Source organism: Pseudoalteromonas sp. GABNS16E (assembly GCF_028598715.1).
Taxonomy (GTDB): domain Bacteria; phylum Pseudomonadota; class Gammaproteobacteria; order Enterobacterales; family Alteromonadaceae; genus Pseudoalteromonas; species Pseudoalteromonas atlantica.
On record NZ_JAQREZ010000022.1, the window covers coordinates 53,592 to 64,685 of the forward strand.

The 11,094-nt window shown below is 38.0% G+C and carries 13 protein-coding genes and 1 riboswitch; of the genes, 10 read left to right on the top strand and 3 right to left on the bottom strand.

Features of this window, described 5'->3' with window-relative positions:
* Positions 1 to 26 precede the first annotated feature (26 nt).
* From PSI06_RS10810 to PSI06_RS10830, 5 genes are all read left to right on the top strand, one after another.
* Positions 27 to 476, top strand: a complete 450-nt coding sequence (locus PSI06_RS10810) for a hypothetical protein (RefSeq protein ID WP_273603736.1) — start codon at positions 27 to 29, stop codon at positions 474 to 476.
* 225 nt (positions 477 to 701) lie between these two features.
* Positions 702 to 1,133, top strand: coding sequence for a hypothetical protein (locus PSI06_RS10815; RefSeq protein ID WP_095206722.1), 432 nt, complete (start codon positions 702 to 704; stop codon positions 1,131 to 1,133).
* A 141-nt stretch (positions 1,134 to 1,274) separates the two neighbouring features.
* Positions 1,275 to 1,784 carry a hypothetical protein gene (locus PSI06_RS10820; protein WP_232424005.1) on the top strand — a complete coding sequence of 170 codons (510 nt, stop codon included), beginning with the start codon at positions 1,275 to 1,277 and terminating at the stop codon, positions 1,782 to 1,784.
* Entirely contained in the window at positions 1,784 to 2,296 is a 513-nt protein-coding gene (locus PSI06_RS10825) for a hypothetical protein (protein WP_273603737.1), read from the top strand. Before PSI06_RS10820 ends, PSI06_RS10825 begins: the two co-directional genes overlap by 1 nt.
* Positions 2,289 to 2,816: a hypothetical protein gene (locus PSI06_RS10830; RefSeq protein ID WP_273603738.1), complete on the top strand. Its 528-nt coding sequence runs from the start codon at positions 2,289 to 2,291 to the stop codon at positions 2,814 to 2,816. Before PSI06_RS10825 ends, PSI06_RS10830 begins: the two co-directional genes overlap by 8 nt.
* Before the next feature lie 42 nt (positions 2,817 to 2,858).
* Here the strand turns inward: PSI06_RS10830 and coaD are convergent, their stop codons facing one another.
* Positions 2,859 to 3,350 carry a pantetheine-phosphate adenylyltransferase gene (coaD, locus tag PSI06_RS10835; protein WP_004588523.1) on the bottom strand — a complete coding sequence of 164 codons (492 nt, stop codon included), beginning with the start codon at positions 3,348 to 3,350 and terminating at the stop codon, positions 2,859 to 2,861.
* A 327-nt stretch (positions 3,351 to 3,677) separates the two neighbouring features.
* On the opposite strand from coaD, the gene PSI06_RS10840 reads away from it, so the two are divergent.
* Positions 3,678 to 4,331 (top strand): TetR/AcrR family transcriptional regulator, encoded by a 654-nt coding sequence (locus PSI06_RS10840; RefSeq protein WP_004588522.1) that lies wholly within the window; start codon positions 3,678 to 3,680, stop codon positions 4,329 to 4,331.
* A gap of 97 nt (positions 4,332 to 4,428) precedes the next feature.
* Positions 4,429 to 5,886, top strand: a complete 1,458-nt coding sequence (thiI, locus tag PSI06_RS10845; protein WP_273603739.1) for a tRNA uracil 4-sulfurtransferase ThiI — start codon at positions 4,429 to 4,431, stop codon at positions 5,884 to 5,886.
* Between the two features lie 26 nt (positions 5,887 to 5,912).
* Here thiI and PSI06_RS10850 read toward each other — a convergent pair whose 3' ends face one another.
* Together PSI06_RS10850 and PSI06_RS10855 are read right to left on the bottom strand one after the other, a co-directional pair.
* On the bottom strand, positions 5,913 to 6,815 hold the full coding sequence (locus PSI06_RS10850; RefSeq protein WP_029773597.1) for a ketopantoate reductase family protein: 903 nt from the start codon (positions 6,813 to 6,815) through the stop codon (positions 5,913 to 5,915).
* Positions 6,808 to 7,161 carry a VanZ family protein gene (locus PSI06_RS10855; RefSeq protein ID WP_004588519.1) on the bottom strand — a complete coding sequence of 118 codons (354 nt, stop codon included), beginning with the start codon at positions 7,159 to 7,161 and terminating at the stop codon, positions 6,808 to 6,810. Before PSI06_RS10855 ends, PSI06_RS10850 begins: the two co-directional genes overlap by 8 nt.
* A gap of 150 nt (positions 7,162 to 7,311) precedes the next feature.
* On the opposite strand from PSI06_RS10855, the gene PSI06_RS10860 reads away from it, so the two are divergent.
* The 3 genes from PSI06_RS10860 (at position 7,312) to PSI06_RS10870 (ending at position 10,959) form a co-directional block, all read left to right on the top strand.
* Entirely contained in the window at positions 7,312 to 7,794 is a 483-nt protein-coding gene (locus PSI06_RS10860; RefSeq protein WP_004588518.1) for a YajQ family cyclic di-GMP-binding protein, read from the top strand.
* A gap of 266 nt (positions 7,795 to 8,060) precedes the next feature.
* Complete coding sequence (locus PSI06_RS10865) at positions 8,061 to 8,843, top strand: ABC transporter substrate-binding protein (protein ID WP_273603740.1); 783 nt, start codon at positions 8,061 to 8,063, stop codon at positions 8,841 to 8,843.
* Between the two features lie 67 nt (positions 8,844 to 8,910).
* Positions 8,911 to 9,080: riboswitch (cobalamin riboswitch) on the top strand.
* Positions 9,081 to 9,129: 49 nt separating this feature from the next.
* Positions 9,130 to 10,959, top strand: coding sequence for a TonB-dependent receptor domain-containing protein (locus PSI06_RS10870; RefSeq protein ID WP_273603741.1), 1,830 nt, complete (start codon positions 9,130 to 9,132; stop codon positions 10,957 to 10,959).
* Positions 10,960 to 11,094: the final 135 nt, after the last annotated feature.

Here is an 11,094-nt window from a genome sequence, read left to right on the forward strand (position 1 = left end):
CTTAAATGTACTTATCTGAAGCCCTAATGGATTATGTAGCGGCTTTCACCCAGTGGGGCTTTTTAATGGCCTTCCTATTTTGTTTGGTCTCCAGCATAAACAAAGAAAATAAGTCACCAGTTTACCTATCTGCGCTAATGCTCTGCTCATATATTTTTGGCAGCTATATAAGATTGTTAGATAACCTATATCTTAATTGGGCGTTCTACGATTTTATTACAATTGTAGCGCTGCTCTCTTTGCAGTACTTCAATGTTTTTAAACGTAACAAAGCTTTCCTGTTCCTCGTTCTGGCTTTAATTACTAATGCCGTACTTACGTTGCTTTTGCATTATGACTTATATGTTCTATATAACTTTGAGCCATGGTGGTATTGGAGTGTTTATTCTATCGGCGTAAACGTAATTGATGTTTTAATGATGCTTTCACTAGTGGTTAACCAGCTAAAGAGTAATTGGCTTATTGAAAAGTTATAATGTGGCTGAACTTTAATACCTTGAGGTTTGCTGCATTTGTGGGGCTATTGAGTTTTAGTTGCCAGGTGAGGGCTATGGTACTGACGAAGGTCAGATGAATTATGTTAATATTACTTATTTTTTGCCTAACTACATAGTGTTTCAACCAACATGGCTATTATTGATGTAATCTCTAACTTCGATTTCGCTTATATATTAAGCGCCATTGTGCAGTGGGGGTTTCTCATGGCCTTTTTATACTCATTAGTATCTTCAATAAATAATCCCTTTAAAGGCTTTGTTGTACTTTCGAGTATTATGGCGATAGGTTATTTGCCTTGGATATTCACAAACTTTCAGACGGTTACTTATTTAGATTTTGCCCTTTTAGATATCGCTATTTTAGTTGCTGTGTATGTAACTCAGCGTTATTTTATTAAAGAGAAAACGACAGCTTATGTCTACTTAATCATCGGCCTTAGCGTTAACACCTTTTTAGCCCTATGCATGTATCTAGATACCAATATTCTATATAATTACACCTACTGGTGGTTTTGGCGCTTTTATTCATCGGCTGTTATGTTTTCTGATTTGTGTATGATTGCCGTACTAATCATTAATAGAGACTTTTTAGGCTTAATTAAGCTTAAAAGGTGGCTTTTGCAGCTAGCGTTTTAAAGTCGAGTTATTGATACGTTTATGGCGATGAAAGTTTTTTTAGTTTTAATAAGTAAAATACTAAGCTAGGTGCTCAGTTAATGGTGTTGTTTATTATTTTTGAGGTGCTTATTATTAGCGTTTACTTTTAAGATGGATATCATGTCTTTTTTATTAGATGTGAGAATTGCACATATAATCGGTGTGGTATTGCAATGGGGGTTCCTCATGGCATTTTTATATTCTTTAGTCTCATCTATCAATTCACACTTTAAAGCGTTAGTTATACTTTCATCGATTATGGCTATTTCGTATTTTCCAGGTGTTTTGTTCAATTACCAAACTATTACTTACCTTGATCTCGCTATTTTAGACGCTATCACCATTGTGGTTTTAATTATTGCCCAATACTTTTATATTAAAGAGAAAACGGTTGCATTTATGTATCTTATGCTTGGGCTGAGTATCAACATGTGCTTTGCTCTAGGTATGTATTTAGACTCTTATATTTTACATAATTACACCTATTGGTGGTTTTGGGGATTGTATTCATCAGTGGTGGCCATTTCTGATCTGAGTATGATTTTAGTGCTGTTTATCAATAGAGATTTTTTAAAAATTATTTATTTAAAAAACCTTATTTACTCGTTCTTTGCTAAGAAACCGCAATAGTGAATAATGTTCTAATCCCTCCTGAAGTGTCAGTTTATATCGGTGCGTTAGTGCAGTGGGGGTTTTTAATGGCCTTTTTATATTCACTAACAACTAGCATTAACAATCCATCAAAACAGGCAGTATGGCTATCTTTAGTTATGGTAGTTTCTTACTGCTTAAGTACAGTTATAGATATTTACAACATTAGTTACATAGAACTGTTTTGCTATGATGTAGGCACTTTATTTTTTATTTTATTTCTGCGGTATTTCCTACCTGAAAAGCGCATATCTACTTACTTATTATTTGGCTTGAGCATCAATTCGTTATTATTTTTAGCTATGCACATAGATGTGTTTGTACGTGGTAATTACGAACCGTGGTGGTTTTGGTCTGTTTATACAGTTGTTATTAATATGATGGATATCATCATGGTTGGTATTTTTTTCGTAAAAAAGGATTTTTTAAGGTTAGTGCATGCTACTGATAAGTTGGTTAGCGGTGTTATGAGATTGAAGCAAAATGGCTGATATTCTTTGGGGACTGGTCGATTTAGGGAACAACGTAGGTATTTTGTTTACGTGGTTTTTTCTTATTGCCTTTTTGTATAACTTATCTGCAAGTATTAATAAGTCAGATAAGAGCAGGGCACAACTTTCATTTGTAATGATGGTATCCTACATAGCTAGTTTGTTTATGGATCCAATTATAGAAACACCGCACTTAAATTATTTTTATTATGATGCTGTAACTATCTTGGTTTTACTTCTGTGGCGTAATTTCACCAAACAAACTATACCTACGCCCTTTTATTATTTAATTGTAGGGCTGAGCTTTAATGCCTGTTTATTTTTAGGTATGCATTACGACATTGTTATACAAGGTACACTTTACTATTGGTGGTTTTGGGCGGTATATATTTTTGGGATGTATTTTAGCGATTTCACAATGGCAATTGTACTAATTATAAACAAAGATATTTTAGGCTTGGTTAAGCTTAAACACGCTTTATTTAACCGCAATGAATTAGAAGCTATGGCTAAAAAGTAGTTAGGTATATTAGCGCACCTAAAGTGCGCTAATTGTGTTTATTTAGCTTGCGTCGCAGCCTAACTTTTGTTTTAAAGCATCCACTACAAGTGGGCTTACAAATTCGCTCACATCGCCATTATGGCGGGCAACTTCTTTTACCAAGGTTGATGATATAAATGAGTTGCGCTCAGAAGGTGTTAAAAACACGCTTTCTAAATCTGGATTTAGGCGGCGGTTCATATTTGCGAGCTGAAATTCGTAATCAAAATCAGATACCGCTCTAATACCGCGAATAAGCACATCGGCTTTATGATCAAAAGCTAAATCGGCTAGTAAGCCTGAAAAGCCAATCACTTTTACATTACTTAAATGCCCTAAAATAGTGTTGGCTAAATCAACTCGCTCATCAAGACTAAAGCACGGCTTTTTAGAAGGGTTATGAGCAATAGCAACAATAACCGTGCTAAACATTTTAGCTGCGCGCTGAATTAGGTCGGTGTGGCCGTTGGTTAACGGGTCGAATGTACCAGGATAGATTGCCGTAACGTTCATAGATTTCACTAACTATTATTTTTTAAGTAGTCTATCAGTGTTTGTTCTACAAATCAGCCTAGGAGATCAGGTTGAGCTTTTATGTTTGATATTTAATCAGTAAAAGTGCTTTAAATGCGTTACCATTTTTTAAAGTGTAATTACGCTGCTTAGGCTTTGCTTTAGTTAACAGCACCACATTAATGCAAATGCCTGCGTGCAGCATAATCAGACCCCCGTTTTTTAAAATAGTAAATTATGATGGTATTTAAACCAGCCCGATTTGTTTATACTGCAAGGCTGATATTTAGTGTAATGTAGTTTATAAGTTAATTTGAGTCGTCGCATATGAATACTAAGGATAAAATAATACACACCAGTATTTCGTTATTTAATGAACATGGTGAGCGTGCAATATCAACCAATCATATTGCATCACATTTAGGGATGAGCCCGGGTAATCTTTACTATCATTTTAAAAATAAAGAAGACATTATCCGACATATTTTTGCGCTTTACAGCGAGCATTTACATACTCATTTTAAACCCATTGAAGCAAACGATGATGCGTTTGATCATTTAACTGCTTATTTAGATTCATTATTTGAGCTAATGTGGCGCTATCATTTTTTTTACGACAACTTAGGCGACATCCTCTCAAGGGATGAAAGCTTAAAACAAGCCTACATTGGTTTTCAGTCAACTTTATTAGAGCAGGTTCGCCAAGTTATTTTAGGCCTGCGCGATAACGAAATGATTGCCATAGAAGAGCAAGATGCGCTTGAACTTGCCCATACTCTTAAACTAACCGTTAGTTTTTGGACTCCATATATTAAAGCGCGTAGGCTCAGTGGTAATTTAGCTGAGCAAGATATTTATCATGGCATTTTAAAAGTATTAGCATTATTTAGGGCTTACAGCACCGAAAAAAGCATACTTAAAATGAATCAGTTACGTGAAAAATACACCCAACTAGCAGAGCAAGCGCCAGCGCTTGCCTAACTGCTGTTAGTTGGTTAGTTCCTAGACGCAAAAATTTTTGCTATAATCGCGCGCCCAATGCCTGGGAGCGCGAATTCCCGCAGTCTAAGAGTGAACTATGCTTAAATTTATCGTCAAACTACATCCTGAAATTGCCATTAAAAGCCGTTCGGTACGTAAACGCTTTACTAAAGTGTTAGAAAATAACATTAAAATTGTATTGCGCCGTGTTGACGAAAAAGTACAAGTAAGAAACAACTGGGATAATATTTCTGTTGTAACTAAGCTTGATGATGCACAAGCACGCCTAGATTTTATCGATAGCTTGCAGCGCATTCCTGGTATTGTGCAATTTATTGAAGTGACCGAAACTGACTTCACAACGCTTGACGATATCTATAAAAAAACCATAGACCTAGTAGGGCACACTATTGTTGGTAAAACGTTTTGTGTACGCGCAAAGCGTATTGGTCAACACGACTTTACTTCTACCGATTTAGAGCGTTACGTGGGTGGTGGTTTAAACCAGCACGTTGAAGGCGCGCGCGTTAAGTTAAGCCGCCCAGAAGTAACTATTCGCTTAGAAGTAAAAGACGATAAAGCCTACATAGTTACGCAAACTCACCTAGGTATGGCTGGCTTTCCACTGCCAACACAAGAAGACGTGCTTTCGTTAATGTCAGGCGGCTTTGACTCTGGTGTAGCAAGTTATCAGATGATCCGTAAAGGCGCTCGCACGCACTTTTTATTCTTTAATTTAGGTGGCGCAGCACACGAAATTGGTGTTAAGCAAGCCAGCTACTATTTATGGAAAAAATTTAGCTCTACTCATAAAGTTAAATTTATCACGGTTGATTTTGAACCTGTTGTTGCCGAAATTTTAGAGAACGTTGAAAACAGCCAAATGGGTGTTGTGCTAAAACGCATGATGATGCGTGCTGGCAGCCAAGTAGCCGAAAAATTAAATATTCAAGCCTTGGTAACTGGTGAGAGTATAGGTCAGGTTTCTAGCCAAACCTTAGCTAATTTAAGTGTGATTGACCGCGTAACAGAGACCCTGATTTTGCGCCCACTTATTCAGCACGACAAACAAGAAATTATTAATATTGCCCGTAAAATTGGCACCGCAGAAATGGCCGAAACCATGCCTGAATACTGCGGCGTAATATCTAAAAAGCCAACGGTTAAAGCTAAACTTGACGTTATTAAAGCCGAAGAAGAAAAGTTCGACTTTGATGTGCTTAATACTGTTGTTGAAAACGCTCGTATTATGGATGTGCGTGATATAGACGTAGAAGCTAAGCAGGAGCTTAAAGAAGCTGAGTCGGTAGTTGATTTACCCGTGGGTGCAGTGGTTGTTGATATTCGCTCACCAGAGGAAGAAGATGCAGCGCCGCTTGAGATTGACGGTATAGATGTAGTGCATTTACCGTTTTTCCGCTTAGCGACTAAATTTGGTGATCTGCCAAAAGATAAGGATTACTACCTGTATTGTGAAAGAGGGGTTATGAGCCAGTTACAGGCGCTTATTCTTCATGAAGCAGGCTTTACGGGTGTAAAAGTTTACCGCCCGTAAAGGTTAACCGTAATTTAGAGCGTGGTTTATACCACGCTTTTTTTTGCCTTAATTTTAGCAAGTAGGGCATCGTTTAGCGGGGTGCTGATATTTAATCGCTTACCTTGTTGGCTAATATAGCCACAAATGGCGTCTATTTCGGTTTGACGGTTATGCGCTACGTCTTGATGCATTGAAGAGTAGTTTTCAGCGGTTAGCATCATAACGTTGTAAGCATTGTTAAGCGCATCGGCAAGTTTAATATCAAGCTTTAAAGCCTGAGCTACTTGGCATGCCTCAGTTAATAAATTAAAGATAATGCTATTAAAATAAGGGGCACGTAACTGACCATTTTTAATATCATACAGTGCGCTTAATGGGTTAATGGCAATATTTACTAATAGTTTTTCAAAACGTAGCTGCTCAATATTAGTACTGTAGCTTAGCTGCGGCACGTTTTGCAATTGCTCACACATTGCTTGGCGATAACTGTGCGCGCAAGGGTTGCAGGCACCTAATACGCTTTTACCTTCACCGGTGTGCTGTACTATAAAGTCGTTTGTTTTAAAGCCAGCCATGCTGGTGGTTAAAAAGTACAACGCTTGTCGCTTATCGAGTTGCTCATTGAGCGTTTCAACATTACCCATTCCGTTGTGCGATACAACAAGTACACTACTTGGCGATAAAAAGGGTTTAACTTGCGTAAAGGCCGATTGAACCTGAAAAGCCTTTACAGCAAAAATAACAATATCAAACGCGGGCTGTTCATTAATTTGCTTAAGCGTAATAAACCGCGCATTAATTTTTTGCGAAGGCTGTTTTGCTTTGCAATAAAAGCGTGTATTTGCAGTGGCTTTGCGTGTTAACACATGAACAGTGTGAGCTTTAGATAAAAAATGGCTTAGCAATAAACCAATAGCGCCGTCGCCAATAATAAGAATATTAGCCATAAGGGTTCTTTTTTCGAGGAGTAAAAATGGTTCTTAGTAAAAAGTACGTGGCCGCACCGGCAAAATCAGCAACAAAATCACCTAACGAGGCCTGCCTGTAGGGAAGCGCATCTTGCATTATTTCTATTGCTGCACCGTAGCCCGCAAGCAAGAGTACTTGCGTGTACAGCGGTAACTTAAAGGCTTTATCCATAATGATGGCAAGTATAAAAAATATCCCAAAGTGGGCAACTTTATCAACATGTGGAAATAAGTTCGTAACGCCGCCTTTTATTTCTTTGGCAAATAAGAGGGTAAACACCACAATACTAATCAAAAAAACTGCTTGGTAAACACGCCTTGTCACGATAAATCCTAAAACCGCTTAAAAAAGAGGCTGCAGTATATCAAACTAAATTAGTATCGCACCTGAACAAGTGGCAGAAAAATGTAAAGATTTATAATTTTAGCGTTATAATCGGCGCATAAATTTAGATTTAATAGTTAGGAGAACCCAATGCCTTCATTTGATATCGTATCAGAAGTAGAAATGAACGAAGCTAAAAATGCAGTAGATAACGCAAACCGTGAGCTAGAAACGCGCTTTGACTTTAGAGGTGTTGACGCATCAATTGAGCTAAACGACAAAACAATTAAACTAAAAGCTGAAGCTGACTCACAAGTTATGCAATTGTTTGATATTTTAGCAGGTAAAATTTCTAAGCGTGGTATGGACGTAGCAAGCTTGGAGCTGCAAGACATCACTCGTGCTGGTAAAAATGTGTTTCGTAATGTTGCACTTAAACAAGGCATTGAGAAAGACATGGCTAAAAAAGTAGTTAAAGCCATTAAAGACTCAAAAGTAAAAGTACAAGCTGCTATTCAAGGTGAAGAAGTACGTGTAACGGGTAAAAAACGTGACGATTTACAAGCCGCTATGCAAGTCGTTCGCACTGCAGATTTAGGTCAGCCTTTCCAGTTTAAAAACTTTCGCGATTAATTAGCTAAGTGCCTTTAGTATTTTAAAGTGAAAATTTAAATGTGTGGTTATTAAATATATTAGCCACACATTTTACCACGCCCTAATTACAGCCTTTACTTACTCGCAAGCCTAAACCCCTTTTACTTGCGTAAAATTAGTCCACTGTTATTCCATACTCTTTTAACGTTATTTAAATGCATTATTAAACCTGCTTATCACGCAGTTGCGTATATTAGGCTATTCTTAATATCAATATTACTTAATAGCGACGTTAAAGGCTTTAAATGCTTAAGTTTTTTGTTTTTATACTTATTATTGCGAGCAGTAAGTTTAGCTTTGCCAAGCCAATAAATGTAGATGTGTTGGTAGAGGACGGTTACTTTCCAATTATTATTAATGCCGAAAAAGAGCAAGGGTTAGCGCCTGAGTTTGTAAAAATACTCAATGACTCTCAAAGCGAATATAAATTTACTCTTAACTCTTTGCCTGTAAAAAGGCTCAAAAAGTGGGTCGAATGGGGGGAGTTCGACATGTTGTTTTTAATGGCTATGCAATGGGTGCCTGAAGTAGCAAGAAGTGCCTTACAGGAAACGAGCTTTTATGTTATTGCTAAAAATGAGTTGTATACGCTGGCACAAAACGCCCAAAAGCAAAGCTATTTCGATGACTTACATGCTTTAACAAAAGCGGGAGTATTGGGGTATTCCTATCGTTTTGCTGATTTTAAAACCGATGCACAATATTTAAGTGAAGAACACCAAGTTAGTTTAACAATCGATGAGTTTAACGTTGTTAAAATGCTGCTATTAAAGCGTGCCGATGTAGGGGTGTTAAATAACATAGCTTATCAATACTTTAAAAGGAACAACATTTTTAATATGAACCTGCTTTATAAGAGTAATACCCCAGATGCTATATACGATACTCATTTTTTAGTTAACCCTGCACGCAGTAAAATTACGGTAAAACAAATGGATAAGCTTTTAAATTCACCCGAAATAAAACCTAAAATCACAGCGCTTTTAAGTTTATACGGCGTAACATCCAGCTTTACTGAAAATAAATAATTTAACCTTTAGCTATATAGACGTCCGTTGACATTTGTAAACAAACTGCTCACAATAACCGCCTATTTTCAAGGTGCTTGCTGGTTGCTAAATACAGGGTTTAAAGTATTAAAACTAACAGCGAGATAATCGGGAAGTTGGTGCGCCTTTATGACAAAAGCAATCCCAACACTGCCCCCGCAACGGTAAAGTATTAACGCATTTATGTGTTTACTGAGTCCGGAGACCGGCCTTGAAGTAATCTTACTTACTTAAATCTTTGCGGTGGGCAAAGATAGGGAACATCATGCTAAATAAAACAACTCTTGGCGTTGCTATCTCGGCTGCGCTGTCTTTTTCTGTATCTGCTGCACAAAGCCCAATTGAAAAAATCACTGTTACCGCTAATAAATTTGAACAATCAATAAGTAATGTTTTAGCGAGCGTTAATGTAATTGAACGCGCCGAAATAGATGCAAGCAATGTACGCGATCTACCAACCTTACTAAGCACACAAGTGGGTTTTCAAATTAATCCTAATGGTGGCTTTGGCCAAACGTCGGGCGTGTCTTTACGTGGTACAGGTTCTGGCGATACGCTAATTTTAATTGATGGTGTACGCACGGGCTCAGCCACGCTAGGACAAAAAGCATTAAGTAACGTGCCGCTAAATAGTATTGAGCGAATCGAGATCATAAAAGGCTCGCGTGCAGCTGTGTATGGCTCAGATGCATTAGCTGGGGTTATTAATATAATAACGCGTGAAGCGAGCAATGTATCACTTGATGCCACATTTGGCTCTAACGCTTATCAAAACTATCAGCTTGCAGGTTCAGTAAAATCAGATGAAGTGGTTAGCGCATTTAATGCAGGCTTTGAAAAAACCGATGGTTTTGATGCATTACAAGGTATAGCGCCCGATGACGACAGCTATGAAAATAAAAACGTAGGCTTTAAATTAAACTATGCAGATGCACACTACGGTAACTTTAAGCTACTAGGCCAGTACAGCGAAGGTTACGCGGATTACGATAGCAGTTTTAGCCCGGCTACGAGCACGGTTGAAAGAGGGGACTTTAAAAACTATCAACTGTCGGCGCAGTGGAGCAAAAACTACACTAACCAATCTCATGCTATAGATGTTGCTTTTGCAACCGATGATTCTGACAGCACATATGTGGACTCTTTTACCGGCGGGCCATTAACCAGTACATTTATTACTAAGCGCTCGCAAGTAGATTACAGCGGCCAATACCGCTTAACAAATGCGCTTAATATTAGCGGCGGCGTTAATTGGTATAACGATGATGTATCGCAAAGCTCGCTAGCATTTGATGAGGATAGCCGCGATGTATTAGCAGTGTTTGTTGGGGCTTATTACGACACCGACACTGTGCTTGCCAATTTAACTCTTCGCCAAGACGACGATGAACAGTTTGGTGATGAAACAACCTATACTGCGGCGGCTGGTTATCATTTATCTGAAAATTCAACATTTAGAATTAGTCAAAGCACAGGTTTTAAAGCGCCAACATTTAACGATTTATACTACCCAAATTTTGGTAATCCGGATCTCCAACCTGAAAAGTCAATAAACCGCGAGCTTGGTGTAAATGTTAATTTTGACAGTGCACAAGTCGATTTTGCAATTTTTAGAAACGATATCGAAGATAAAATTGATTACGATGAAAACTTTGCGTTAGCTAATATAAACGAAGCTCGCTATGAAGGGGTTGAGTTTATCCTTACACAGCAAATTTTAGGGTTTGATAGCCACTTTAATTTTGCATATTTAAGTGCCGAAAACAAAGAAACCGGCGATGAGCTACGCAATGTTGCCAAGCGCACTGTTAATTGGGAGCTCGCAAAGCAATTTGGTGATTTTGATGCTCGCATTGATATGCAATACCGCAGTGATCGCGAGGGGGCAGTAACGCGCCTAGGATCGTATACACTTTGGAACCTAGCGGGTAACTATCATGTAAACGATAATATTGAGCTGTCGCTTCGTGTAGAGAACCTATTTGACAGAGATTACAATGTGGTTGACTCAAGAGCTGACTTTATAAGCGGTGAAGTATATTACTACAACACCCCAGAGCGCCGCTTTTTTGTAGGTGCAAGCTATCAGTTTTAATAGCGTTTTGTCCCGTCCTGAAATAGGTTGACGGTTTTAATGAAAGACTTGGTGCGAAAGCGCCAGGTCTTTTTTATGCACTTGATTTGGTGTTTTCATATCCAAACTTAAGTGCGGTCGCATTTCATTGTATAT

Bases quoted from the DNA above. Each gene is read 5' to 3' on its own strand.
- coaD (WP_004588523.1), bottom strand. From the start codon at position 3,350: ATGAACGTTACGGCAATCTATCCTGGTACATTCGACCCGTTAACCAAC.
- PSI06_RS10830 (WP_273603738.1), top strand. From the start codon at position 2,289: ATGGCTGATATTCTTTGGGGACTGGTCGATTTAGGGAACAACGTAGGT.
- PSI06_RS10840 (WP_004588522.1), top strand. From the start codon at position 3,678: ATGAATACTAAGGATAAAATAATACACACCAGTATTTCGTTATTTAAT.
- PSI06_RS10850 (WP_029773597.1), bottom strand. From the start codon at position 6,815: ATGGCTAATATTCTTATTATTGGCGACGGCGCTATTGGTTTATTGCTA.
- PSI06_RS10865 (WP_273603740.1), top strand. From the start codon at position 8,061: ATGCTTAAGTTTTTTGTTTTTATACTTATTATTGCGAGCAGTAAGTTT.
- PSI06_RS10810 (WP_273603736.1), top strand. From the start codon at position 27: ATGGATTATGTAGCGGCTTTCACCCAGTGGGGCTTTTTAATGGCCTTC.
- PSI06_RS10870 (WP_273603741.1), top strand. From the start codon at position 9,130: ATGCTAAATAAAACAACTCTTGGCGTTGCTATCTCGGCTGCGCTGTCT.
- PSI06_RS10820 (WP_232424005.1), top strand. From the start codon at position 1,275: ATGTCTTTTTTATTAGATGTGAGAATTGCACATATAATCGGTGTGGTA.
- PSI06_RS10860 (WP_004588518.1), top strand. From the start codon at position 7,312: ATGCCTTCATTTGATATCGTATCAGAAGTAGAAATGAACGAAGCTAAA.
- thiI (WP_273603739.1), top strand. From the start codon at position 4,429: ATGCTTAAATTTATCGTCAAACTACATCCTGAAATTGCCATTAAAAGC.
- PSI06_RS10815 (WP_095206722.1), top strand. From the start codon at position 702: ATGGCCTTTTTATACTCATTAGTATCTTCAATAAATAATCCCTTTAAA.